Genomic DNA, 24,559 nt, shown 5'->3' with positions numbered 1-24,559 from the left:
GGCACTCGGCGTTTCATGCACGACGCACATCCGTGGACGCACCGCGCATCGCCGGCGAGCGTTGTCCCACCGCATTCTGCTCAGAGCGGAACGGTCTCGGCTTCCGGTGCTTTCACGTCCTATCGTGATCGCATGGCCGAGATCATCCCGCTGCCGGCGAAAGCCGCGCGCCCCTCTCGTGAGCCCGAGCCGCTCTGGCGCGACGCGCTGGGCGAGCGCCTGCGCAACCTGCGCCATGAACGCGGCGAGCGTCTCGCCGACACGGCCGACCGCGCCGGGGTCTCGCCGCAATACCTGTCCGAGATCGAGCGGGGACTCAAGGAGCCGTCGAGCGAGATGATCGCGGCGGTCGCCGGTGCGCTCGAGGTCACGTTGATCGAGCTGACGGCGGGTGTCGTCGACGACCTCCGTTCGCGCGCGACCGAGCGAGCGGTGGTCGGATGCCGCGCCACTTACGCCCTCGCGGCGTGACGGCCCCGGCGGTGCCTTGCCTCTGGTCGATGTCCTGGGGCGTCGCTAGCCTGGCCGAGTGACGCCCGCGAAGTCGGAAGCCGAGATCCTCGACATCGGCGGGAACGAGGTGCGCATCTCGAGCCCGACCAAGATCGTCTTCCCCGAGCCGGGGATCACGAAACTCGACATCGTGCGGTACTACCTCGCCGTCGCCGACGGCGCGCTCCGCGGCGCGGGCGGCCGCCCGATGGTGCTCAAGCGCTTCCCGAGGGGCATCGACCAGGAGCCGTTCTTCCAGAAGCGCGTGCCCGAGAACCACCCCGACTTCATCGACACGGCGACGCTGCAGTACGCGCGAGGCACGTCGGCCGAAGAGGCGGTGATCCGGGATGCTGCGGGCCTCGCCTGGATCGTCAACCTCGGGTGCCTCGACCTGAACCCGCATCCCGTCCGCGCCGAGGATCTCGACCACCCCGACGAGCTGCGGATCGACCTCGACCCGATGCCGGGCGTGGATTGGTCGCAGATCGTCGACGTCGCCTTCGTCGCGCGCGAGGTTCTCGACGACGTCGGACTCGTGGGCTGGCCGAAGACGAGCGGCTCGCGGGGGATGCACATCCTGGTGCGCATCACGCCGGACTGGGACTACAAGCAGGTGCGCCTCGCCGCCGAGACGCTGGCCCGCGAGGTCGAGAACCGCGCTCCCGGTCTTGCGACCGCCCGCTGGTGGAAGGAGGAGCGCGGCGAGAGCGTGTTCGTCGACTTCAACCAGAACGCCAAGGACCGCACCGTGGCGTCCGCCTACTCCATCCGCCCTCTGCCCGACGCGCGCGTCTCGACACCGCTCGACTGGGACGAGGTCCGCTCACGCCGCCCTGCCGAGTTCACCGTGCTCACCGTGCCCACCCGGTATGCCGAAGTCGGAGACCCGCATGCCGGCATCGACAGTGCGGTCGGCACGCTCGACGGCCTCCTCCGCCTCGCCGAGGAACTTGGACCGGCCGAGAAGCCGCCCCGCGGCGGCGACGGGTCGGGGCGGCGCCAGTCGACGATGCCGCTCATCGAGATCGCCCGTACGAAGACCAAGCCCGAAGCGGTCCACGCCCTCGAGGTGTGGAAGGGCCGCCACGAGTCCGTGGTGACGCAGCTGCACCCCGCCGACGTGCTCATCGACGGGATGCGCGGCTCGAGCTCGCTCTGGTACCGCGTGCGCGTCAACCTCCAGCACGTGCCCGAAGCCGAGCGTCCTCCTCAGGAGGAGCTCCTCGCCGACTACGACCCCTGGGAGGGCAAGACCTGGCCCGGCCCGCTGAGCGAGCGCTGACTCCGCTCAGCGAGCGGGCGTCGACGCCCGTTCGAGCACCGTGTCGGCGAGGCCGTACGCCACCGCGTCGGCGGCGGTGAAGACGCGGTCGCGGTCGGTGTCGGACCTGAGCTTCGCAGCATCCTGTCCCGTATGCCTCGCGAGGATCTCCTCCACCTCGCCGCGCACGCGCACCAGTTCGTCGGCCTGGAGGATGAGGTCGGGGATCGCGCCCCTCCCCTGTCCGGCGGGCTGGTGCAGCACGATGCGGGCGTGCGGCAGCACGGACCGCTTGCCTGCCGCGCCCGCGGCGAGCATCACCGCGCCGACGCCGATCGCCTGCCCCACGACCGTCGTCGCGACGTCGGGCCGCACGTGCTGCATCGTGTCGTACACCGCGAGCATCGCCGACGGGTCTCCGCCCTCGCAGTTGATGTAGAGCTGGATGTCACGCTCAGGACTGTCGGCGTCGAGGTGCAGCAACTGTGCGATCAGCGCGTTCGCGACGCCCGCGTCGATGCCCGTGCCGAGGTACACGACCCGTTCGGCGAGCAGGTGCGAGTAGACGTCCATGACGCGGTCGCCGCGGGGGTGCTGTGCCACCACGTTGGGAATCGTGTACGCGCTCACGCCGCCACCTCCGCCCGGCCGAGTCCGAGCCCCGCGGGCCGTCGCCGCCGCGGCACGACCTGGGCGAAGGAATCGACGATCCCGTCGATGAACCCGTAGTCGCGGGCCTCGGCCGCCGTGTACCAGCGGTCGTGCAGCGAGTCCTCGAAGATGCGCTCGACGCTCTGCCCGGTGTCGGCGGCGATGAGTCCGAGCACGGTGTCCCGCATGTGGCGGAGGTCGTCGGCCTGCACTTCGACCTCGACCGCCGACCCGCCGATGCCCGCGGAGCCCTGGTGCATCAGGATCCGCGCGTGCGGCAGCGCACGCCGTTTGCCCCGAGTCCCCGCCGACAGCAGGAACTGGCCCGCGCTGCACGCGAGGCCGAGGGCGAGGGTCGCGACGTCGTTGGGGATGAGGTGCATGACGTCGCGGATCGCAAGCATCGAGGGAACGGATCCGCCGGGCGAGTGGATCCAGAGGGCGATATCGGATGCCTCGTCCTCGGCCGCGAGCGCCAGCAGCTGCGTCGCGATCAGAGTGCCGTTGTCGTCGTCGAGCGGGCCGTCGAGCACGAGCACGCGCTGATGGAACAGCTCGCGTCGCGCCTCGGCCCCGAAGTGGGGGATGCGGTTGTCTTCAGCCATGCCCTCAGCCTGCGCGCCCGCCCGGGCCGCAGCATCCGTTTCCGCTCCCGGCGGCTCTGCCATCAGCGGATCCCTCTCGCACACCGCCGATTTTGGCGACTCGCCATGACCTACCCACCCAGGGCGAGACCCTGGCGACTCGCCAAAGGCCGCCACGACGCCCCACCCGCGGCGATCTTGGCGACTCGCCATGAACGAGGGCGCGCATGACCGCGACATGGCGAGTCGCCAAACCAGCCAAGATGACCCGCCGGGATGGCGCCGGCGGCGACTCGCCAAGAACGGCCCACGCGGGGCCTAGACCCTGGCGACTCGCCAAAAGTGCCGGGGAGCGCTCAGGCGCGCCGCGAGGGGTTCTCGACCGCGGCGCGAAGGGCAGCGACCAGCGCGGGACGCACCGCGTCGGGCGTGAACGCGGCGGCGGCAGCCCTCGCGCGCGACGCCAGCTCGGCACGGCGGGCGTCGTCGCGCAGCAGGTGGATGATCGCGTCGGCGAAGGAGTCGACGTCGCCCGGCGGCACGACGATGCCGGCGCCGGCGATCGCCTCGCGCGGCCCGTACCGGGCGTCGAACGAGACCACGGGCAGTCCGCGGGCGAGCGCCTCGGCGATCGACAGCCCCTGGCCCTCGAACGCCGTCGACGTGACGAACAGCGCCGCGCGGTCGAAGATCGCGTCGCGACCGGCGGTGGCCCCGTGGAGGGTCACGGATGCTGCCACCCCGTGCTCGTCGATCAGCTCCTGCAGCTCGTCCCGCAACGGGCCGTCGCCGTACACGTCGAGGCGGGCGTCGGGCACCGCCATGGCGACCCGCGCCCAGGCGCGGATCGCGAGGTCGACGCGCTTCTGCGGGGCGAGCCGGTTGAGCATCACGACGCGGTGCGGGTCGCGCGACTCCACGCCCGGCGGCTCGGTGCCGAGTTCGATCGTGTTGGGCACGACGTTGAACGTGCCGGGGTCGCCGAACCGGGCGGCCACCTCGTCCCGCTGCGCGGCCGTCGGCCACAGCACCGCGTCATACGCGTCGAGAGTCCGGAGCCAGCGCTGCCACAGTCCGGCGACCGGCGCGCCGGGGTCGTCGTAGGGTGCGGGCAGATGCGAGTTGTGGACGGTGTGCACGAGCCTTACCCGGGGATCGTCCCATCCCACGAGGGCCTCGCCGATCTGCCGCGATTCGCACACCACGACGAACAGCCGCGCGGGATCGCCGCCGGCCCGTCGGCGCTCATCGGCGATCGCCTTCAACCATGCGATGTAGAGCCCGCGGAAGCCGGGGAGCACGCGGTCGCCCGCCTCCGCATGCACGACGACGGCCGCATCGCGCAGGTGCCACTCGGGGTCGTTCTCGAAGACCGGAAGCGAGACGATAGGGCGGGACGCAGCATCCGTGATCATCCGGTAGGTGAGACCGGGCGTGCGACCCCCGGGCTCGCCGACGCGCTCGAGCCACTCCCCGCGATCCAGGAGGTCGTCGAAGAGATTGCGCACGCGCGACGCGTCGGGCACATGGCCGCCCTCGACGAACGTCTGTCGCTGCGCCGCGTGCGCGTCGGGAGACTGCCCGTCGACGCTCAACAGGAGCGGCTCGCGAGCCCCTGACGATTCGAGCAGGCGTAGCCGTGCGGGTACGGCTACGGCGAACCCGCCGTCGAGTCCCAGTGCGACGCGGCTGCCCAGCAACACGTAGTCGGCGTCGGGCAGTGAGTCCGCAGCATCCGTCACCCGTCCATCTTTCCTCACCACGCCTCCGCTGCCACGAGCGCACGGCCGGAAGAAACAGCGGCGCCCCGGACCGAAGTCCGAGGCGCACACATGCTCACTCCCATTCGATGGTCCCCGGGGGCTTCGACGTGACGTCGAGCACGACCCGGTTGACCTCGCGCACCTCGTTGGTGATGCGGTTCGAGATCTTCGAGAGCACGTCGTAGGGCAGGCGCGTCCAGTCGGCGGTCATCGCGTCTTCGCTCGAGACGGGACGCAGCACGATCGGGTGGCCGTAGGTGCGGCCGTCTCCCTGCACGCCCACCGAGCGCACGTCGGCGAGCAGTACCACCGGGCACTGCCAGATCTCGCCGTCGAGGCCCGCGCGTGTCAGCTCTTCGCGGGCGATGGCGTCGGCATCGCGCAGAATCTCGAGGCGGTCAGCGGTGACCTCACCCACGATCCGGATGCCGAGGCCGGGGCCCGGAAACGGCTGGCGGCCGACGATCACCTCGGGGAGCCCGAGTTCGCGGCCGATCGCGCGCACCTCGTCCTTGAACAGGGTGCGCAGCGGCTCGACGAGCTCGAACTGCAGGTCCTCGGGAAGGCCGCCCACGTTGTGGTGCGACTTGATGTTCGCGGTGCCGGTGCCGCCGCCCGACTCGACGACGTCGGGGTAGAGCGTGCCCTGCACGAGGAAGCGGATCGGCTCGCCGTCGGCCTCGGCTTCCGCCACGAGGGCGGCCTCGGCCTGCTCGAAGGTGCGGATGAACTCGCGGCCGATGATCTTGCGCTTCTGCTCGGGGTCGCTGACGCCGGCGAGCGCGTTCAGGAACTGCTCGCGCGCGTCGACGGTCACGAGGCGCACGCCGGTCGAGGCGACGTAATCCTGCTCGACCTGCTCGCGCTCGTCCTTACGGAGGAGGCCGTGGTCGACGAAGATGCAGACGAGCTGGTCGCCGACGGCCTTGTGCACGAGGGCCGCTGCCACGGCCGAGTCGACGCCGCCCGACAGACCGCAGATGACACGGCCGGAACCGACCTGCGCCTGGATCTTCGCCACCTGCTCGGCGATGACATTGCCACTGTTCCAATCGGCGGGCAGACCCGCCGCCTTGTGGAGGAAGTTCTCGATGACCTGCTGGCCGTGGTCGGAGTGCTTCACCTCGGGGTGCCACTGCACGCCGTAGAAGCGGCGCTCGTCGCTGCCGAAGGCGGCGACCGGGGTCGCGCCCGTCGAGGCGAGCACCTGGAAGCCCTCGGGCGCCTTCGAGACCTGGTCTCCGTGGCTCATCCACACGTTCTGCTCGGCCGGCTGACCGCCCAGCAGAACTCCGCCGTCACCGGTGACCGCAGCATCCGTCGCGCCGTATTCCCGCAGTCCCGTGTTCGCGACCTCGCCGCCCAGCGCCTGCGCCATGACCTGGAAGCCGTAGCAGATGCCGAGCGTCGGCACGCCGAGGTCGAAGACGCCGGTGTCGAGCGCGGGGGCGCCGTCTTCGTACACCGACGACGGGCCGCCCGACAGGATGATGCCGACCGGGTTCTTCGCCGCGATGTCGGCGGCGGTCGCGGTGTGCGGCACGATCTCGCTGTAGACGCCGGCCTCGCGCACGCGGCGCGCGATCAGCTGCGCATACTGGGCGCCGAAGTCGACGACGAGCACGGGGCGCTGGGAGGTCTCGGTCTGTGCGGTCAACGCTTGTTCTCCGTCGGGATCGAGTGGGTGAGGGTCGAGTGCCCGGCCTGGGAGTGCAGCTCGGCTGCCTCACGCCCGGCCAGGTAGGTCTTGACGTCGCGGCCGACGCGCGCCTCCATGAAGAAGGAGAGCAGCGGCACGATGCCGCCCGCGGCGAGCATGCCCAGGCGCAGGAGGTTCCAGCGCATGAGGCTCCAGACGCGGAAGCACGAGATCAGGTAGACGACGTAGAACCAGCCGTGGGCGACGAGGATGCCGAGCGACAGGTTGAACCCGTCGCCGGTCGACTCGAGGCCGGAGGCCGTCTCGACGACGGGGGCGAACCACAGGAACCCGCCGGACCCACCGAGGAACAGCTCGTAGCCGACCGCGTACTTCATGATCATCTCAGCGACGAGCAGCAGCAGCATCGTGCCCGTGATGATCGAGCAGATCTGGTAGAACTTCAGGGCTCCGCGGATCGCCGGAAAGGAAGCGAGCTTCGGGGCGCGGGGCATGACCCCCAGTCTACCCGCGGGGTTCCGGGGCGTTTCCCGCGAGGCGCGCGACGAGGAACCGCCCTCCCCCGGTTCGGGAGAGGGCGGTTCCGGATGCTGCGGCTCAGTCGATCGATGCCGGCAGCGTCACCTCGATCAGACCTGCGGGGTACCGCTCGCGCGCCGACACGTACACGCGGTCGCGCTCGGTGTCGATCGAGACGCCGTAGACCTTGTTGCCGTAGGCGTGCGCCGACAGACGCTGCACCAGGCTCAGGTCCCCCGCGCGGAGCACCGTGATCCCGGACTTCTCGTACAGGTCGGTCTGGTTGCCGGCCACGACGATGCCCGCCTCGCCGTCCACCGCGATCGAGCGGTAGTCGGCCGCGGCGATCAGCTGACGCGCGACGAGGGTGTCGGTCGCGAGGTCGTACACGTGCACGCCCTCGGTCGAGCCCGTCGCATCGCTGTTGCTGACGTACAGCCGGTCGTGCACCGGGTCGACGGCGATACCGTGCGTGCGCCATGCGCCGGCGTCAGCTGGCCCCTGGACGGTGCGCAGCAGTTCCCCGGTGACCGCGTCGGCGACGTCGTAGCCCGTGCCGCGCACGCCGCCGTAGACCAGACCCCGCTCGACGTCGACGTCCAGACCCCGCACCCCGCCGCTGAAGGCGTACGGTCCGCGGACCCGCTCACCGGTGTCGGCGTCCATCACGACCCAGTTGCTGCCGAACCCGACGTACAGCCAGCCGTTCGCCGCGTCATAGGCGATGTCTCGCAGACCGTCCTCGACCGGATCGGTGGTGGGCGCGCTCATCGTTCGCACGACCTCATCGGTCTCCGGGTCGACCACGTGCACCCGCGCCGGGCGCATCTCGTCGGCGACGAACACGTGCCCCGTGGCCGGGTCCACCGCCGAGCCCACCGGACGCACCTCGGGGTCGGTCGGCTCCGTCGGGATCGCCGTCAGGGCGCGCGCCGCCCACGGCTCGGCACCCGGTTCGGTCGGGTCGGTCGGGTCCGTCGGGTCCGTCGGGTCCGTCGGGTCCGTCGGGTCCGTCGGGTCGGTCGGGTCGTCCGTCACGCGGATGCTGACCGTCACGGCCTTCGGGTCGAGCTCCTCACCGGGAGGGTTGAGGCGGAAGTCGCGGTTGGCGACGAAGACGCGCTGGTCCTCCTCGTCCACGACGATGCCGTACCCGTCCTTGCCGAACGCCGGGCCCACCTGGTCGACCAGCAGCTCGCCGGTCGCGAGCGAGTGCACCGAGAAGCCGCCGCGGTCCGCGGACGTGCCCGTGTAGCCGATGTAGAGCAGCCCGTTCGTGCTGTCGATGTCGAGCTGGCGCGCGTTCGGGCGCACCGCCTTCTCCCACTTCTTGACGAACCCGTTCTTCGCGTCGAACGCCTGGATGCCGGGGTTCTCCTCGACGTCGGTGAACGACGTGGTGACGATCCAGCCCGTCTCCGGGTCGGCCGCGACGTAGTACGCGTCGGCCGTGCCATTGATCACACCGAGCGACTCGCCCGTCGAGGCACGGAACACCTCGACACCGCGCGCCGGCACTGCGACATAGACGTAGTCGTTGACGGGGTCGACGTCGATCGAACGGTTGGACTCGATCACCGGGTACGACCCGCGCACCACCTCGCCGAACGTGGCGTCGGCCGTCGAGACGACCACCCAATTGCGGTTCTGCTGCCCGACGTACAACAGCTCGTTCTCTTCGTCGACACCAAGGTCGCGGATGTTTTCGGGCAGCGTCATCTCACGCAGCACCGCATCCGTGTCGGGGTCGATCTCGAAGATCTTCCGGCTGTTCTGATCGCCCAGGTACAGCACATCGCGCGCCTGGTCGTACGCGACGCCCGCCGGGAGGGCCGCCGTGTGGTCGCCTCCGACGCTGTTCGGCGTCACGGCGTCGAGCTGAGCGGTCTGCTCGTAGTCGAACTCGCCGGTCGGCTCCTCCGGCTGCTCAGGCTCCTCGGGATCGGGTCCGCCCGGCTCGCAGCCGAGACAGGGCGACGGCGTGCCCGGGTCGATGACCTGCGGCTCTACGCCGTCGACGACGAGCTTCTCCCCATCCTTCTTCGTGATCGTGAAGCCGTCGAGGAACGATCCGTCGGCCGTCCGCGACTCGAAGCGGAGGGTGCCCGAAGCGACGTCGACGACCTGGTAGGTCTGCATGCCGGTCACCAGGCGACGCAGGTGCGCGTCGTTCTCGTTCCAGTGACGCGGACCCGCCTCGTAGAACTTCGAGCCGACGCTCGAGGTCACGTACACCGGGCCGGTGTGGCTGAGCTCCGGGTCGGCGCCGGCGGGCAGGTCGGCCTCGCTGGCCAGGGTGTTGCCGCGCCCGTAGGCGTGGTCGTGGCCGGTGAGGACGAGGTCGACGTCGTGTTCCTCGAAGATCGGCCCCCACGTCTGGCGGATGCCGAGGTTGTTGCGACCCTCGTCGAGCGAGTAGACGGGGTGGTGGAAGAACACGACCGTCCACTCGGACGGGTTGTCGTCCAGCACGCCCTCGAGCCACTCGGCCTGGACCTTGAGCCCCTCGGTGTCGACGATGTTGCTGTTGAGCGAGACGAAGCGCACGCCCTGGTGGTCGGTGTAGTAGACGGTGCCCTCGAGCTCGTCGTAGACACCGCCCTCACCCTCGGGGCCGTTGTCGGGGAACGTGAACTGGCTCCGCCACTGCTCCGAGAGCCCACCCTCGTACTCGTGGTTGCCCGGCGTCGTCAGGATGTTCTGCGTGCCGAGCGTGTACGAGAACGCGTCGTACACCTCGCCCCACTGCGCGTCGGACTCGGCGTCGTCGACCATGTCGCCGATCTGCAGCACCAGATCGGCGTTCGGCCGGTCGCGGAACGCGTTGCGGATGACCCGCGACGCGTCGCTCGAGATGCCGTTCTGGATGTCGCCGAGGTACACGAACGAGAACTTGTCGGCGGTCGCCGAGGCCGTCTCGAAGTCCTGCCACTCGCTGAAGTTCGTGCCGTCGCCGACACGGTACATGTAGGCGACGCCGGGGAGCAGCCCCGACAGCGTCGCGGTGTGCACCGCCTGCGTGTAGCCGAGGTCGGCCGTTTGCTCGGTGCGCTGCTGCGCGACGAGCTGCTGCACGCCGCCCGGGTAGGGAGCCGGGGTGAGCGTGCGGAACTCGACGATGCCGTCGGTGACGTCGGTCGAGGTGCGCCACGCGACGACCTGCTCGGTGGTGGGATCCTCACCGGGGGTGAGGGTGATGCGATCGGGTACGCGCGAGGCGGCGTACCGCTCCGCGGCAGGGACGGATGCCGCGTGCGCAGGCGCTGCGACAAGCACGCCGGCCGCGATCACGCCCAGTGCGAGGCCGCCGGCGAGAAGGCGCCGGGATGTGCGATGACGAGCCATGGCTCAGGAGGCCTTTCGGTTGCGGAGGACGGTGCGGGTGATGAGGACGCCGCCGCCGGCGGCGAGGAGGCCGCCGATCGCGATGAGCGCGATCGGCAGCTCGGTGCCGGTGGTGGCGAGCTGGGCGGCGCCGCTTCCCGCGGGGCGGGTCACGATGATGTCGGCGCTCACGGTGCGCTGCGACTCGAGCCCGCGCATCACGATCCGGTGTTCGCCGGCGGTCGTGTCCTGCGGGATCGTGACCGTCGCCGACACGGCGCCGGCGTCGGTCGCGGTTGACAGCGCGAGCGTGACCGGCGTCGAGTGCAGCTCGATCGAGACGCGCTCACCCGCCAGGAATCCAGCCGCCGTGACCGAGAGCGTGTCGCCGGGTGCGACCGACGAGTCGCTCAGGGTCAGCGTGGGCTTGCCGGTCTCACCGGGTTCTCCCGGCTCTCCGGGCTCACCGGGTTCTCCAGGCTCACCGGGTTCTCCGGGCTCACCAGGCTCACCGGGCTCACCGGGCTGACCGGGCTCTCCCGGCTCACCGGGCTCGGTCGGCAGCGCCGGGGGCTCGACGCCGTCGCGGCTCGATCCGGGGCCGCCCGCCCACAGCTCGTCATCGGTCACGACCTTGTCGCCGTCGGCGTCCTTCGTGATCGTGAACGCGTCGAACAGCGCGCCGTCGACGGTGCGCGCCTCGACGTGCATGCGCCCGTCGTCGGTCACGTCGACCGTCTGGAACAGCTGCACGTCGCGGCCCATCACCCGGAGGTTCGCGCCGTTGTTGCTCCAGTTGTTGTCGTCCTCGGGATCCGGCACGTACATCTTCGGCCCCGCGACGCTGACCAGGTAGACGGGTCCGGTGTGGCTGGTCGCAGCATCCGTCCCCTCCGGAAGGTTCTGCTCGTTCGCGACGAGGTTGCCGCGCCCGTAGGCGTGGTCATGACCTTGCACGACCAGGTCGACGTCGTACTCCTCGAAGATCGGCAGCCACGACTCGCGCAGCTGCGCGTTGTCGCGGCCGCTCGTGACCGAGAACACCGGGTGGTGGAAGCTGACGACGGTCCACGGGTTCGGGTTGTCGGCGAGCACCTGCTCGAGCCAGGCCGTCTGCGCGGCGCGTGACTGCGTGCCCATCGCCTGGGTGCTGTCGAGGCTGATGAACCGCACGCCCTGGTAGTCGGTGTAGTACACCGTCTCGGCGAGCGTCGGCTGACCTTCGGGCCCGTTCTTCGGGTACTCGAACTGCGCGCCCCAGTACCGCGAGAGGTCGGGGCCGGGGTAGTACTCGTGGTTGCCCGTCGATGCGATCACGTTGAGGTACTGATTCGAGAACGCGGCGGCCTCATGCCACTCGCCCCACTCGGCGTCGCTCGTCTCGGTGTCGATCAGGTCGCCGGCGTGCACGACAGCACGCGCGTACGGCCGCGCCTCGAACGCAGCGCGGAACGAGCGCGACGTGTACGCCTTGTTGTCGTTCTGGGCGTCGCCCTGCACGAGGAAGCTGAAACCGCCAACCTCGTCAGCGGCGGTCGTGAACTCGAGCCATTCGCTCCACGTCTCGCCGTCGCCCACGCGATAGACGTAGGTCGTGTCGGCCGCGAGCCCCTCGATGGTCGCGGAGTGGTGTGCGACCTTGTAGCCGAGGTTCGCGTCGAACTCGGTGTTCGTGGTGGCGGCGAGCGTCTGCGCACCCGAGACGAGGCTCGGGCCGCTCAGCGCCCACTGCACCTGCGGCGAGGTGACAGCGTCCGACGTGCGCCAGGTGACCGACTGGCTGGTCGTGGGCGTGGTCGTCGGAGTCAGGATGACCCGGTCCGGTACGGCGGTGGGCTTGTGGACGGTCGCGGGGTTGACGGCGGGCGGCGCGAGGCCGCCACCTGCTGCGACGGCCACACCTCCACCCATCGTGCTGAGACCCACGGCCACGGCAAGGGCACCTGCCGTGATCAGTGCGGGGCGAGCGTTTCGGGGCACGCGTGATCACCTCTCGAAGGAGCCGGCTCAGGGGCGGCTCGGTCGGCGCGCAAGGCGCAGGCCCGCCACATGGCGGGCCCGAGGCGAGTCTTGCGAAGCGGCGACACCAAATCCGGACGGTTCCCCGGCTCTTCCCCGAGTGTTCACCCGCGCCCGAAACATTCACGCGGATGAATCTCGCGCGGCCCTCGGCGCTTCTCCGTCCCGTCGGATTCCGTTCACCTGAAGCCGTGAGGATTCCTGTCGCAGCCGCGGAATTGTTGGTCCGGGTTCAGGATGTCGCGGGCTCGGGGTCGCCGCCGGACTCGCGGCGGTCGTCCTCGAAGTCCTCGACCTCCTTCTCCCACGCGTCCTTCGCGAGGCGGTACCAGAGGTAGAAGGCGAAGCCGGCGAACACGGCCCACTCGACCGCGTAGAAGATGTTGAGCCAGTTGAGGCCCGACCCGTCCTGCGGCGCCGGCGATGAGATCGCGTCGAGGCCGGCGAAGGCGTCGATCGAAGCGATGTACGGGCGATACACGAAGAGGGCGTCGACGTCGTGCCACTGGCCGAGCAGCGCGGCCGGCGACATGCGGGTCAGCGTCTGCGGGTCCTCGCCACGGGGTGGGAGCAACGGCCCTTCGTCCGAGATCAGGCGGCCGGTCACCTCGACGGTTTCGGAGACGGATGCTGCGTCCTCGAGCTGTGCGATGGCCGCGCGCGCGTCCTCCTCCGAGGCGGCCCACCCGAGCGCCACCGCGACCGACGTGGGTCCGACCGTGGCGCTCACCTCGGGGTCGATCCGCAGCTGCCCGGTCACCCAGTAGCCCTCGACACCGTCGTTGTAGCGCGACTGAACGACGATGAAGTCTTCGGGGACCCAGGTACCGCGCGTCTCGACGCGCTGTCCCACGAGCGGCTCGGGGAGGTACTCGCCCGGCAGCGCCACGTCCGTGAGGGGCTGCACTTCTTCGGTCGCCCCCGGCGGCACCGGATTCGTCTGCACCGCACGACCCAGCTGCCACTGCCCGAGCCACGCGAACACCCCCGCGACGACGAGGCAGAGCAGCAGCATCCCGATCCATCGCGGGCGCAGCATCACCTCGCGAAGGGTCGGCGGGAACACCTCGGGAGCGAGGTCGGCCGCTCCCGTCGGGTCGGGGTCGGTCATGGCATCCGTCATCCCGCGGCGTACGGCGCGACGACGACCTCGACCCGCTGGAACTCCTTGAGGTCGGAGTACCCGGTCGTGGCCATCGACTTGCGGAGGGCCCCGATGAGGTTCGCGGTGCCGTCGGCGACCGGCGCCGGGCCGTAGAGGACCTCCTCGAGCGACGCGACCTGGTCGACCTTCACGCGGCGACCGCGCGGAAGCTTGGCGTGGTGCGCCTCGGGGCCCCAGTGGAAGCCCTGGCCCGGAGCATCCGTCGCCCGCGCGAGCGCCACGCCGAGCATGACGGCGTCGGCGCCCATCGCGATCGCCTTGACGATGTCGCCCGATGTGCCCACCCCGCCGTCGGCGATGACGTGCACATAGCGGCCGCCCGACTCGTCGAGGTAGTCGCGGCGCGCGCCGGCGACGTCGGCGACCGCGGTCGCCATCGGGGCATGAAGGCCCAGGGTCGCACGCGTGGTGGACGCGGCTCCCCCGCCGAAGCCGACGAGCACGCCGGCCGCGCCCGTGCGCATGAGGTGCAGGGCAGCGGTGTAGGTCGAGGCACCGCCGACGATGACGGGAACGTCGAGGTCGTAGATGAACTTCTTGAGGTTCAGCGGCTGGTCGACCGACGAGACGTGCTCGGCCGAGACCGTGGTGCCGCGGATCACGAAGAGGTCGACACCCGCGGCGACGACGGTCTCGTACAGCTCCTGCGTGCGCTGCGGGGTGAGGGATCCGGCGACCGTGACTCCCCCCGCCCGGATCTCGGCGAGACGATCACGCACGAGCTCGGGCTTGATGGGCTCGGCGTACAGCTCCTGCATGCGGCGGGTCGCGGCGGCCTTCTCGAGGCCGGCGATCTCGGCGAGCAGCGGCTCGGGGTCGTCGTAGCGGGTCCAGAGGCCCTCGAGATCGAGGACGCCGAGGCCGCCGAGCTGGCCCAGCATGATCGCGGTGCGCGGGCTCACGACCGAGTCCATCGGGGCGCCCAGCACCGGGATGTCGAAGCTGAAGGCGTCGATCGTCCACGTGGTCGAGACGTCCTCGGGGTTGCGCGTGCGCCGCGACGGCACCACGGCGATGTCGTCGAACGAGTAGGCGCGGCGCGCGCGCTTGGCCCGGCCGAGTTCGATGTCCATGCTCACGCGTCCACCCTACCTTCCGGGGTTCTCACGACTCGATCCGGCTCCTCACCTGTCCTTCTCCGGGTTTGGGGCGGATTCTCTCCGTTGGGGCGCAGAAGATGCGCCCCAACGGAGAGAATGCGCCCCAAACCCAGAGAGAGGAGAGGAGAGGAGAGGCGAGACGGATGCCTCGGGCATGCGGCATCCGTTCGAGACTTCGTCAGCGTGCGCGGGCGACGCGGGACTCGTCCCAGACCGGCTCGTTCGATTCGAAGACACGACCGTCGGAGCCGAAGACGAGGAAGCGGTCGAAGGACTTCGCGAGCCAGCGGTCGTGCGTCACCGCGAGCACTGTGCCCTCGAAGCGAGCGAGGGCGTCCTGCAGTGCCTCGGCCGAGACGAGGTCGAGGTTGTCGGTGGGCTCGTCCAAGAGCAGCAGCGTCGCGCCGGAGAGCTCGAGCAGCAGGATCTGGAAACGCGCCTGCTGCCCGCCCGACAGGCTGTCGAAGGTCTGCTCGGCCTGCGCGACGAGCCCGTAGCGGTCGAGGGCGCTCGACGCCGCCTCGCGGGGCAGGCCGGCGCGGGCGTCCTCACCGCGATGGAGGATGTCGAGCAGCGTCTTGCCGTCGAACTCGGGGTGGCGGTGGGTCTGCGCGAACCACCCCGGCACAACGCGGGCGCCGAGGATCCCGCGGCCCGTGTGCGCCACCGGGTCGAGTCCCGCGCCTGTGGTGGTCACGTGCCCGAGCCGGCCGTCGGGATCGGTGCCGCCGCGGGCGAGCAGTCGCAGGAAGTGCGACTTGCCCGAGCCGTTCGAGCCGAGCACCGCGACGCGGTCGCCGAACCACACCTCGAGGTCGAACGGCTTCATGAGCCCGGTGAGCTCGAGCTGCTCCGCCACGACCGCGCGCCGCCCGGTGCGCGCACCGCGGAGGCGCACGTCGAGGTCCTGCTCCTTGGGGCGTTCCTGCGGCGGACCCGCCTCCTCGAACTTGCGCAGGCGCGTCTGCGCGGCGCGGTACCGCGAGGTGAACGTGTCGTTCGCGGTGGCCTTCACCTTGAGGGTCGCGACGAGCTCCTTGAGCTTGACGTGCTGCTCGTCCCAGCGGCGGCGCAGCTCGTCGAGGCGCAGCATCCGATCCTCCCGTGCCCGGTGATACGTCCCGAAGCCGCCGCCGTGCACCCAGGCGGTGCTGCCCGCGCCGCCCGCCTCGAGCGTGACGATGCGGTCGGCCGCCCGGGCCAGCAGCTCGCGGTCGTGCGACACGAGCAGCACCGTCTTGCTCGTCTCACGGAGGCGCTCCTCGAGCCAGCGCTTGCCGGGCACGTCGAGGTAGTTGTCGGGCTCGTCGAGCAGCAGCACCTGGTCGGGGCCGCGGAGCAGTGCCTCGAGCGCGAGCCGCTTCTGCTCGCCGCCGGACAGCGTGGCGAGTTCGCGGAACCGGGCACGCGTGAAGGGGATGCCGAGAGCCGTCGTCGTGCACGTGTCCCAGACGGTCTCGTACTCGTAGCCGCCGGCCTCGGCGTAGTCGGCGAGCGCGCCGGCGTACCGCATCTGCGTGTCGAGGTCGTCGTGCTCGATGATCGCCGCCTCCGAGTCCTCGAGCTCGCGCGCGGCACGGCGCACGCGGTCGGGCGAGACGGAGATGAGGAGGTCGTGGACGGTCTGCCCGGCCTCGCCGTGGCCGACGAACTGGTCCATCACACCGAGTCCGCCGTCGATCGAGACGACGCCCGAGAGCGCGGGCGCGTCACCGCGGATGATGCGCAGCAGCGTGGTCTTGCCGGCGCCGTTCTGGCCGATGAGCGCCGTCGTCGACCCCTCGCCCACGCGGAACGAGACCTCGTCGAGGAGCGGCCGGCCGTCCGGCAGCGCATACGAGACGGCGGCGATGTCGATGTACCCCACGGTGTTCCCTGTCTGCTCCGGTGCGGCACTCGTCGCCGTCCAGGGAGCCGACCAGACTATCCCACCGGTCGCGTCCCGTCAGGAGTATCGCGGATACCCAGCGCGTTTCGACTCGCTCGTTCCTCGCTCGCTCAACGAGCGGGGGAACGCGGCGGGTGAGGTCAGGCGGCGGGGGCGGCGTAGCGGCCGGACTTGATCGCGCGCTCGCGCGCCTTGGCCGCCTCGACCTCGCGGTTCTTCGGCGGTGCCACGGCGACGAGATCGTCGAGCAGGTGCTGCGTGATGTGCGCGATCTCGTGCACGGCGTGGTCGAAGGCCTCCTGGTTCGCCTTCGACGGCTTGGTCGTGCCCGCGATCTTGCGCACGTACTGGAGCGCGGCGGCGTGGACCTCTTCGGACGAGGCGGCGGGCTCGAAGTTGTGGAGTGTGTGGATGTTCCGGCACATGCCCCTGACCCTACGCCGCGCCCCCGACGCGGGCCAGGGCGCAGCATTCGTCCCTCGTTCACATAGCGTGCTGTCACCGAGGCGACCCGTTGTGCGCGCGAGCGACGCATGCACTCGGTGAGAACACGTGATGTGAACGGATGCTGCGGCCCGCAGCATCCGTCACATCCGAACGGAGCGGCCTACCAGCGGTCGGTGCCGCGCGGGAGGACCTCGAGCACGTGGGGCAGCTCGGTCGGGAAGCAGGAGCGGAAGAGCTCGGTGATCTGCGGGTCGGAGCCGTAGTCGTCCACGATGCGCAGGCCGATCATCGTCGAGATGAGCATGCCCTCGGCCATGAACGCGCGCGACTCGTCGGTGTCGAGCCCCATCTCGTCGCGGAAGAACCGCCACACCTTCGCGAACCCCTGGCGCGCCGCGGCGCCGATGGCGGGGTGGCTGCCCAGCAGGTAGGCGTGCGCGAGCGTCTGGTGGAGACCCCGCACCTCGATGAGGTCGACGTAGGCCTGCCCGATGCGCTTGGCGGCGGCCTTCTCGGGCGTGATGTCGGGGTCGTGCGGGGTCTCGTCGGCGAGCGCTGCGCGGAAGCTCGCGAGCATGCGTGCCAGGGCGTCGTCGAGCGCCGCGAGGAAGAGGTTCTCCTTCGAGCCGAACAGCCGCACGACGTACGGCTGACTGACGCCGGCCGCCCGGGCCACCTCGTCGGTCGTCGCACCTTCGTAGCCCCGGGCGCCGAACACGGCGAGCGCGGCCACCAGGATCTGGCGACGCCGCTCCTCGGACGACAGGCGCTTGCCCGTCTCGGCCGGCTCGTCCACGACGACGGCGCCATGCGCTCCTGCAGGTGTCATGCCGAAAGGTTATCAGCGAATGACTTGACTTTGTAATCAGTCGATTACTACATTGTCCTCCAATAGGTAATCATTCGATAACAACCGGAGCCTCCCATGACCGAATCACCCCTCACCGCGGCCCCGCGCCGCGCCCGGCCGTTCGCGCTCGTGGTGGCCGCAGCATCCCTTCCGATGTTCATGGCCACGCTCGACAACCTCGTCATGACGAACGCGCTCCCGGTGCTGCACCAGGAGATGGGCGCGAGCGTCGAAGAACTGCAGTGGTTCGTGAACGCGTACACGCTCGCGTTCGCCGGCGCGATCCTCATCGCCTCGGCGCTCGGCGACCGGTTCGGCCGCCGCACCCTCTTCGCGATCGGCATCGCCGTGTTCGGCGTGGGCTCGGTGCTCGCCGCGCTCAGCACGGATCCGGGTCAGCTCATCGCCGCCCGCGCGGTGCAGGGCCTCGGCGCCGCAGGCGTCATGCCGCTGTCGCTGGCGCTTCTCAGCGGCGCGGTCGCCCCGGCCAGACGCGCGCTCGCGATCGGCATCTGGGGCGGCGTCTCGGGTCTCGGCGTCGCCGTCGGCCCGCTCGTCGGCGGGGCGATCATGGAGGGCTGGACCTGGCAGGCGATCTTCTGGATCAACGTCCCCGTCGCGATCATCGCCATCCCCCTCGCGCTCGTCGTGCTGAACAACGACTTCGGCGCCCGCGCGCGCATCGATGTTCCCGGCGCGCTGCTCGCAGCCGCCGGCGTGCTCGCGCTCGTCCACGCGATCGTCCGCGGCAACGACGACGGCTGGGACTCCGTCGGGGTCATCGCCGAGATCGTGCTCGGCACCCTGCTCATCGGGGCGTTCCTGTGGTGGCAGACCCGCGCGACCGCGCCGCTCATGCCGCTGCGCCTCTTCCGCGACCGCTCGTTCTCGATCACCAACATCGTCGGGTTCGCGTTCAGCTTCGGCACCTTCGGCGCGGTGTTCATCCTCATCCAGTACCTGCAGGTCGTGCAGGGATCCACGCCTCTCGAGGCCGCCGTGCAGACCACCCCGTGGACGCTCGCGCCCATGATCGTCGCACCGATCGCCGGCATCCTCGCTCCGCGTGTCGGCACCCGCATCCTGCTCGTGCTCGGCCTCGCCCTGCAGGGCATCGCGCTCACGTGGATCGCCGCGGTCATGTCGACCGACCTCGACTACCCCACCCTGATCGCGCCGTTCATCATGGCCGGTGTCGGCATGGCGCTCGTGTTCGCCCCGTCCGCGACGGCGCTGCTGGCGACCCTCGGACTCATCGACCACGCCAAGGCGTCGGGCGTGAACTCCACCGTGCGTGAGCTGGGCGTCGCCCTCGGCACCGCCGTGATGACCGCGATCTTCGTCAGCGCCGGCGGCGAGCTCCTCCCCGACCTGTACGTCGATGCCGCACGCCCCGCGGTGTTCACCGGTGCGGCGGTGCTGTTCGCCGCGACGATCGTGGCGCTGTGGCTCCCCTCCGGGAAGGGGACGGATGCTGCCGCCCCGGGCTCGTCCGAGGCCGAGGTCGCGGCCGCGGCCGCGGCCGAGGCGTCCGAACTCGTCACCGCTCCGTAAGGCACCGCAGGCGCGGATGTCGACGGATGCCTCGGGCCGAGGCATCCGTCGACATCACCGCGTCCGGCGCGGCGCGTCAGTCGCCCTTGCCGCGCAGGGCGCGGGTCAGCAGGCCGTCGAGGAAGAAGAGGAGGAACGCCAGCGACCCCACCCACGGCGCGACCGCCACGACGGCGGCCGAGATGATGAGCGCGCTCAGCGAGCTGCGGCCGTAGGCGACGGCATCCGCTCTGCTCATGTCGGGCATGAGCGCTTCGCGCTGCCGCACCGCCCACCCCCATTGCAGCCAGCTGAACAGGATGGCGAGGAAGAAGGTCACGGGCATGGCGAGCCGGCCGGCGAGCCACTCGGAGTACTCGGTCGTCAGGTTCGTCGCGAACGGCACGAGCACGATGAACAGCAGGCGCGCGTTGTTCAGCCACACCGTGGTCGCGTCGACCCGGGCGAGGTGCTCGAACTGCTGGACGTGCACCATCCACATGAGGCACAGCAGCACGAAGCTCAGTCCGAAGTTCAGGAACAGCTCGTACATGCCGCCGAGCGCCGCCCACATCTCGGCATCGGAGTCGACCTTCCCGAGCGAGTGCTGCGTCAGATCGAGCACGAGCAGCGTCGCCGCGATCGCGAAGACGCCATCGGTGAACGCCTCGAGACGCGTGGTGCGCTGCGTCGCCAGAGGGTGCCGCCGCTGTCTGATCATGGCGCCAGGGTAGCGACACCATCCGCGCCGGCGCCCGTCACACTCCGTCACCGCCCCCTCGGCACCGGCGCGCGGTGCGATTGGATGGAGACGGATGCTGCGCCCCTGGGCATCCGAGACCGGGGAGGCCCGCGTGACCGAGCATGTTCCGTACGTCGTGGTGGGCGCGGGTGCGATGGGCCTCGCGACGACGTGGCAGCTCGCGCGCCGCGGCCACCGCGTGGTCGCGCTCGAGCGGTTCGAACGGGGTCACACGCGCGGCGCCTCGCACGGTGCGACCCGCAACTTCAACAACGCCTACGCGGCGGCGCACTACCTCGACCTGCTCGCCCTCGCCCGCATCGGATGGGACGAGCTCTCGCGCTCGACCGGCGAACCACTGCTACGGCTGCACGGCCTGCTGACGCACGGCGACGACGCGGTCGTCGCCGACGTGCACGATGCCCTCCTGGCCGGCGGCGAGCGCGCCGAGGTGCTCACCGCTCACGAGGCGGCACGGCGCTGGGGCGGTATGCGGTTCGCCGGCGACGTGCTCTTCACGCCCGACGCGGGAGTGGTGCGCGCCTCCGCGGCGCTCAAGGCGCTCGAGCGCGGGGCGCGCGGCCACGGAGCCGACGTCCGCTTCGGGCACCGCGTGGTCTCGCTCGACGAGCGGGACGACGGCGTCGCACTCACGGTCGACGCCGGCGGCGAGCGCCGCGACATCGTGGCCGCCACCGTCGTCGTGACCTCGGGAGCCTGGAGCCGCGGCATCCTTCCCCCGTCCTTTCCCCTCCCCCGGCTGACCGTGACCGAAGAGAGCCCCGCGCACTTCGCGCCGATCGCCGCCGACCCGGTGTGGCCGTCGTTCAACCACCTCCTGCCGCCCGAGCGGTACCCCGCGAACGTGTACGGCATGCCGACGCCCGGCGAGGGGGTGAAGGTGGGCTTCCATCTCGTCGGGCCGGTCGTCGACCCCGACGCGCGCACGTTCCGCCCGGTGCCCGCCCGGGCCGCGCAGCTGCGCGACTACGTGGCCGAGTGGTTCCCCGGCCTCGACCCCGACTCGGCCGAGCCGATCAGCTGCACCTACACCTCGACGGATTCGCAGGACTTCATCCTCGACCGCCGCGGCCGCATCGTCGTCGGCGCCGGCTTCTCCGGCCACGGCTTCAAGTTCACCCCCGCCATCGGTTCGGTCCTCGCCGACCTCGCGACCGACGACTCCGCGCGGGCGGCGCCACCCTTCCGCCTCGCGTGAGCCCGGCCCCGCGGCATCCATCCTCCGACCTGCCGGCGTTGTGAGCAGCGGCCATTGCGCGACTCGCGGTGTCTCGCACGAGTCGTCGTGTTTCGCGCGCGCTGAACGTGTCGAGTCGTGCGCAACGTGTCGAGTGGATGCGCGTAGGCCTGCGGCAGACGGATGCTGCGACCCGCGCAGTGCGCCGGGTCGCAGCATCCGTGTTCCGAAGAGGATTACTTCTTGTAGTTGGGAGCCTCGACGACGATCTGCACGTCGTGGGGGTGGGACTCCTTGAGGCCGGCCGCGGTGATGCGGACGAACTTGCCCTTGGCCTTGAGCTCTTCGATCGTGCGGGCGCCGACGTAGAACATCGACTGGCGGAGGCCGCCGACGAGCTGGTAGGCGACGGCCGAGACGGGGCCGCGATAGGCGACCTGACCCTCGATGCCCTCGGGGATGAGCTTGTCGTCGGTGGGGACGTCGGCCTGGAAGTAGCGGTCCTTCGAGTACGACGTCTTCTTGCCGCGGGTCTGCATCGCACCCAGCGAGCCCATGCCGCGGTACTGCTTGAACTGCTTGCCGCCCTGGAAGACGATCTCGCCCGGCGACTCGTCGGTGCCGGCGAGAAGCGAGCCGAGCATGACCGTGTCGGCACCGGCGACGAGCGCCTTGGCGATGTCGCCCGAGTACTGCAGGCCGCCGTCCGCGATGACCGGGATGTCGGCTTCGCGCGCGGCGAGATAGGCCTCGTACACAGCGGTCACCTGCGGCACGCCGACGCCGGCCACGACGCGGGTGGTGCAGATCGACCCCGGGCCGACACCGACCTTGACGGCGTCGACTCCCGCTTCGATGAGCGCCTGCGCGCCCTCGCGCGTCGCGACGTTGCCGCCGATGACGTCGATGTGGTCGAAGCTCGCGTCGGCCTTGAGCCGGCGGACGATGTCGATGACACCCTGCGACTGGCCGTTGGCGGTGTCGACGACGATGACGTCGACACCGGCGTCGCGCAGCGCCTCAGCGCGCTGCCACGCGTCGCCGAAGAAGCCGATGGCGGCGCCGACGCGGAGGCGACCCTGCTCGTCCTTGGTGGCGAGGGGGTACTTCTCGCTCTTGTCGAAGTCCTTGATGGTGATGAGGCCCGCGAGCGTGCCGTGCTCGTCGATGAGCGGCAGCTTCTCGACGCGGTGCTGCGCGAAGAGGGCGATGACCTCGCCGGCGCTGATGCCGACGCGGCCGGTGACCAGGCCGTCGGTCGTCATGACGTCGCGCACCTTGGTGGTCTGGCGCTCGAAGCCCGAGACGAAGCGCATGTCGCGGTTCGTGACGATGCCCACGAGGTGGTTCTCGTCGTCGACGACCGGAAGACCCGAGATGCGGTACTGCGCGCAGAGCGAGTCAACCTCTTCGATCGTGGCGTCGGGGGTGGTCGTGATCGGGTCGGTGATCATGCCCGACTCGCTCCGCTTCACGCGGTCGACCATCGACGCCTGATCCTCGATGGCGAGGTTGCGGTGGATGATCCCCAGACCGCCTTCGCGGGCGATCGCGATCGCCATGCGCGACTCCGTCACCGTGTCCATCGCGCTCGAGATGAGCGGGGTCGCGACGGTGATGCGTCGCGTCACGCGGGACGAGGTGTCGGCTTCGCTGGGGATCACGTCGGTGTGGCCGGGCAGCAGCAGCACATCGTCGTAGGTCAGTCCGACGAAGCCGAAGGGGTCGTTGTGCTCCATGGGGTCTCCTCGCGCGGGCGCGCGCGTGCTCTCGGGGGTGGACGGCGGCGGCCGGTGCGCTCGTGACGCTCCGTACTCGATTCTAAGCGTCGGCAGGCCCCGTTTGTTCCCGGGATAACGGCACACGGGCGCGCGCGAGGCGGCGAGCGCTGTCCGGTTGCGATCGGATCACTTATCCACATGGGACCTTGGGCGAAACAGTGACGACACATTACAGTCGTAGCGTCGTCATCACGGCCGATGCGACCCGAGCTTCGGTGTCCGCGTGGTGTGCCGAACTGGAGGTTCTGTGGGTCCTACGACTGCGACCACGAGACGCGTCGCTAGAGCACGTGTCGCCGCCGTCTTCTTCGCACTGATGCTCGTCGTGCTGGGCGTCTTCGCCGCCACGACTCCCGCGCTGGCGGCCGAGGACGATCCTTATCGGATCAGCGGCAATGTCCAGCTCGACGGCGAGCCTCTGGAGGGCGTCGAGCTCACCATCGATGGGCCGGGCGGCGAGCAGACCGTCGAGACCGACGAAAACGGCCAGTGGCGCGTCGGCGTCCCCGAGCGCAACGCCGAGTACACGGTGACGCTGAACGAGGAGACCCTCCCCGAGGGCATCGCCGTCGTCGACGACGAGGACGACACCCCGAACGAGAAAGAGGTGACGATGGGCGCGGGCGGCCGCGTCACGGTGAACTTCTTCATCGGCGAGGGCGAGCGCAACGTCACCGGCTTCTGGGATCAGCTCGTGCAACGCCTCATCCAGGGCATCAGCTTCGGCCTGATGCTGGCGCTGGCCGCGATCGGTCTCTCGCTGGTGTACGGCACGACCGGCATCTCCAACTTCGCCCACGGTGAGATGGTGACGTTCGGCGCGATCATGGGCTTCGTGCTGGTGGCTCCGGCGAGCCTCGCCTTCCCCTGGTGGCTGGGCTACCCGATCGCGGTGATCCTCAGTGCGCTGCTGGGACTCGTCCTGGACATGGGCCTGTGGCGGCCGCTGCGGCGGCGACGAGTCGGCGTCGTGCAGCTCATGATCGTGAGCATCGGCCTCTCCCTCGCCCTTCGGTATACCTACCAGTTCTTCATCGGCGGCGGAACGCTGCAGCTGCCCGGCGCGGCTGCGGAGAAGATCCCGCTGTTCGGGGCCGTGCAGATGAGCATCCTCGACATGGTGTCGATCGCGATCTCGGTCACGATGATCGTCGCGTTCGCCCTCTGGCTCACACGCTCCCGGCTGGGTAAGGCGACGCGAGCCATCTCCGACAACCCCTCGCTGGCGTCGGCGTCGGGCATCGACGTGGACTTCGTCGTCCGCGTCGTGTGGGTCGTCGCCGGCGCACTCGCCGGCCTCTCCGGAATCCTGTACGCCTTCTACCGACCGGGCATCCGGTGGGACATGGGCGCGCAGATCCTGCTCCTGATGTTCGCCGCCGTCGTGCTCGGCGGTCTGGGGACCGCGTACGGCGCACTCGTCGGCGCTCTCATCGTGGGCGTCCTCGTCGAGGTGTCGAGCCTGTGGATCCCCGCCGATCTGAAGTACGCGAGCGCACTGTTCATTCTCATCCTCATCCTGCTGCTGCGACCGCAGGGCATCCTCGGACGACGCGAGCGGATCGGATAAGGAACGACC

19 protein-coding genes are annotated in these 24,559 nt (G+C 70.3%); 5 read left to right on the top strand and 14 right to left on the bottom strand.

From position 1 onward, the window contains the following. Positions 1-132 precede the first annotated feature (132 nt). Both ACEYYH_RS04895 and ligD read left to right on the top strand, forming a co-directional pair. Positions 133-471, top strand: a complete 339-nt coding sequence (locus tag ACEYYH_RS04895) for a helix-turn-helix domain-containing protein (RefSeq protein WP_374977138.1) — start codon at positions 133-135, stop codon at positions 469-471. 58 nt (positions 472-529) lie between these two features. Further along, a complete protein-coding gene (ligD, locus tag ACEYYH_RS04890) occupies positions 530-1,777 on the top strand; it encodes a non-homologous end-joining DNA ligase (protein ID WP_374977137.1) in 1,248 nt (415 codons plus the stop codon). Between the two features lie 6 nt (positions 1,778-1,783). On the opposite strand, the gene ACEYYH_RS04885 is transcribed toward ligD, so the two are convergent. The 12 genes from ACEYYH_RS04885 to ACEYYH_RS04830 all read right to left on the bottom strand — a co-directional run bounded on the left by ACEYYH_RS04885 (position 1,784) and on the right by ACEYYH_RS04830 (position 17,705). Continuing rightward, positions 1,784-2,386: a ClpP family protease gene (locus ACEYYH_RS04885; RefSeq protein WP_374977136.1), complete on the bottom strand. Its 603-nt coding sequence runs from the start codon at positions 2,384-2,386 to the stop codon at positions 1,784-1,786. Further along, positions 2,383-3,012 (bottom strand): ClpP family protease, encoded by a 630-nt coding sequence (locus tag ACEYYH_RS04880; protein WP_374978161.1) that lies wholly within the window; start codon positions 3,010-3,012, stop codon positions 2,383-2,385. The genes ACEYYH_RS04885 and ACEYYH_RS04880 overlap by 4 nt, the downstream gene beginning before the upstream one ends. A gap of 335 nt (positions 3,013-3,347) precedes the next feature. Next, complete coding sequence (locus ACEYYH_RS04875; RefSeq protein ID WP_374977135.1) at positions 3,348-4,751, bottom strand: glycosyltransferase; 1,404 nt, start codon at positions 4,749-4,751, stop codon at positions 3,348-3,350. Between the two features lie 76 nt (positions 4,752-4,827). Continuing rightward, entirely contained in the window at positions 4,828-6,411 is a 1,584-nt protein-coding gene (gene guaA / locus ACEYYH_RS04870; RefSeq protein ID WP_374977134.1) for a glutamine-hydrolyzing GMP synthase, read from the bottom strand. Beyond that, entirely contained in the window at positions 6,408-6,908 is a 501-nt protein-coding gene (locus ACEYYH_RS04865; RefSeq protein WP_374977133.1) for a DUF3817 domain-containing protein, read from the bottom strand. The genes guaA and ACEYYH_RS04865 overlap by 4 nt, the downstream gene beginning before the upstream one ends. A gap of 103 nt (positions 6,909-7,011) precedes the next feature. Continuing rightward, positions 7,012-10,278: a metallophosphoesterase gene (locus ACEYYH_RS04860; protein WP_374977132.1), complete on the bottom strand. Its 3,267-nt coding sequence runs from the start codon at positions 10,276-10,278 to the stop codon at positions 7,012-7,014. 3 nt (positions 10,279-10,281) lie between these two features. Continuing rightward, positions 10,282-12,237, bottom strand: a complete 1,956-nt coding sequence (locus ACEYYH_RS04855; RefSeq protein ID WP_374977131.1) for a fibronectin type III domain-containing protein — start codon at positions 12,235-12,237, stop codon at positions 10,282-10,284. A 271-nt stretch (positions 12,238-12,508) separates the two neighbouring features. After that, positions 12,509-13,315 (bottom strand): SURF1 family protein, encoded by an 807-nt coding sequence (locus ACEYYH_RS04850; protein ID WP_374978160.1) that lies wholly within the window; start codon positions 13,313-13,315, stop codon positions 12,509-12,511. Positions 13,316-13,395: 80 nt separating this feature from the next. Next, positions 13,396-14,514, bottom strand: coding sequence for a GuaB3 family IMP dehydrogenase-related protein (locus ACEYYH_RS04845; RefSeq protein ID WP_363435362.1), 1,119 nt, complete (start codon positions 14,512-14,514; stop codon positions 13,396-13,398). A gap of 205 nt (positions 14,515-14,719) precedes the next feature. Beyond that, complete coding sequence (locus ACEYYH_RS04840) at positions 14,720-16,408, bottom strand: ABC-F family ATP-binding cassette domain-containing protein (protein ID WP_374977130.1); 1,689 nt, start codon at positions 16,406-16,408, stop codon at positions 14,720-14,722. Between the two features lie 161 nt (positions 16,409-16,569). Further along, complete coding sequence (locus tag ACEYYH_RS04835) at positions 16,570-16,854, bottom strand: DUF2277 domain-containing protein (RefSeq protein WP_116194361.1); 285 nt, start codon at positions 16,852-16,854, stop codon at positions 16,570-16,572. A 182-nt stretch (positions 16,855-17,036) separates the two neighbouring features. Further along, on the bottom strand, positions 17,037-17,705 hold the full coding sequence (locus ACEYYH_RS04830; RefSeq protein WP_374977129.1) for a TetR/AcrR family transcriptional regulator: 669 nt from the start codon (positions 17,703-17,705) through the stop codon (positions 17,037-17,039). 96 nt (positions 17,706-17,801) lie between these two features. Between ACEYYH_RS04830 and ACEYYH_RS04825 the strand changes: the two genes are divergently transcribed. Continuing rightward, on the top strand, positions 17,802-19,280 hold the full coding sequence (locus ACEYYH_RS04825; protein WP_374977128.1) for an MFS transporter: 1,479 nt from the start codon (positions 17,802-17,804) through the stop codon (positions 19,278-19,280). A gap of 76 nt (positions 19,281-19,356) precedes the next feature. Here ACEYYH_RS04825 and ACEYYH_RS04820 read toward each other — a convergent pair whose 3' ends face one another. Continuing rightward, positions 19,357-19,980, bottom strand: a complete 624-nt coding sequence (locus tag ACEYYH_RS04820) for a TMEM175 family protein (protein WP_374977127.1) — start codon at positions 19,978-19,980, stop codon at positions 19,357-19,359. Between the two features lie 133 nt (positions 19,981-20,113). Between ACEYYH_RS04820 and ACEYYH_RS04815 the strand changes: the two genes are divergently transcribed. After that, entirely contained in the window at positions 20,114-21,220 is a 1,107-nt protein-coding gene (locus tag ACEYYH_RS04815; RefSeq protein WP_374977126.1) for an FAD-dependent oxidoreductase, read from the top strand. Positions 21,221-21,435: 215 nt separating this feature from the next. On the opposite strand, the gene guaB is transcribed toward ACEYYH_RS04815, so the two are convergent. Further along, positions 21,436-22,938, bottom strand: coding sequence for an IMP dehydrogenase (guaB, locus tag ACEYYH_RS04810; RefSeq protein ID WP_374977125.1), 1,503 nt, complete (start codon positions 22,936-22,938; stop codon positions 21,436-21,438). Between the two features lie 358 nt (positions 22,939-23,296). On the opposite strand from guaB, the gene ACEYYH_RS04805 reads away from it, so the two are divergent. Continuing rightward, positions 23,297-24,550: a branched-chain amino acid ABC transporter permease gene (locus tag ACEYYH_RS04805; RefSeq protein WP_374977124.1), complete on the top strand. Its 1,254-nt coding sequence runs from the start codon at positions 23,297-23,299 to the stop codon at positions 24,548-24,550. Positions 24,551-24,559: the final 9 nt, after the last annotated feature.

The sequence above is a fragment of the Microbacterium trichothecenolyticum genome, from assembly GCF_041938625.1.
Lineage (GTDB): Bacteria > Actinomycetota > Actinomycetes > Actinomycetales > Microbacteriaceae > Microbacterium > Microbacterium trichothecenolyticum_D.
This window is presented reverse-complemented; position numbering and strand designations above follow the sequence as displayed.

Excerpts from the sequence above, each read along its gene's own strand:
- ACEYYH_RS04895 (WP_374977138.1), top strand. The coding sequence starts at position 133 with ATGGCCGAGATCATCCCGCTGCCGGCGAAAGCCGCGCGCCCCTCTCGT.
- ACEYYH_RS04880 (WP_374978161.1), bottom strand. The coding sequence starts at position 3,012 with ATGGCTGAAGACAACCGCATCCCCCACTTCGGGGCCGAGGCGCGACGC.
- ACEYYH_RS04865 (WP_374977133.1), bottom strand. The coding sequence starts at position 6,908 with ATGCCCCGCGCCCCGAAGCTCGCTTCCTTTCCGGCGATCCGCGGAGCC.
- ACEYYH_RS04860 (WP_374977132.1), bottom strand. The coding sequence starts at position 10,278 with ATGGCTCGTCATCGCACATCCCGGCGCCTTCTCGCCGGCGGCCTCGCA.
- ACEYYH_RS04850 (WP_374978160.1), bottom strand. The coding sequence starts at position 13,315 with ATGCTGCGCCCGCGATGGATCGGGATGCTGCTGCTCTGCCTCGTCGTC.
- ACEYYH_RS04845 (WP_363435362.1), bottom strand. The coding sequence starts at position 14,514 with ATGGACATCGAACTCGGCCGGGCCAAGCGCGCGCGCCGCGCCTACTCG.
- ACEYYH_RS04835 (WP_116194361.1), bottom strand. The coding sequence starts at position 16,854 with ATGTGCCGGAACATCCACACACTCCACAACTTCGAGCCCGCCGCCTCG.
- ACEYYH_RS04830 (WP_374977129.1), bottom strand. The coding sequence starts at position 17,705 with ATGACACCTGCAGGAGCGCATGGCGCCGTCGTCGTGGACGAGCCGGCC.
- ACEYYH_RS04825 (WP_374977128.1), top strand. The coding sequence starts at position 17,802 with ATGACCGAATCACCCCTCACCGCGGCCCCGCGCCGCGCCCGGCCGTTC.
- ACEYYH_RS04820 (WP_374977127.1), bottom strand. The coding sequence starts at position 19,980 with ATGATCAGACAGCGGCGGCACCCTCTGGCGACGCAGCGCACCACGCGT.
- guaB (WP_374977125.1), bottom strand. The coding sequence starts at position 22,938 with ATGGAGCACAACGACCCCTTCGGCTTCGTCGGACTGACCTACGACGAT.
- ACEYYH_RS04805 (WP_374977124.1), top strand. The coding sequence starts at position 23,297 with ATGCTCGTCGTGCTGGGCGTCTTCGCCGCCACGACTCCCGCGCTGGCG.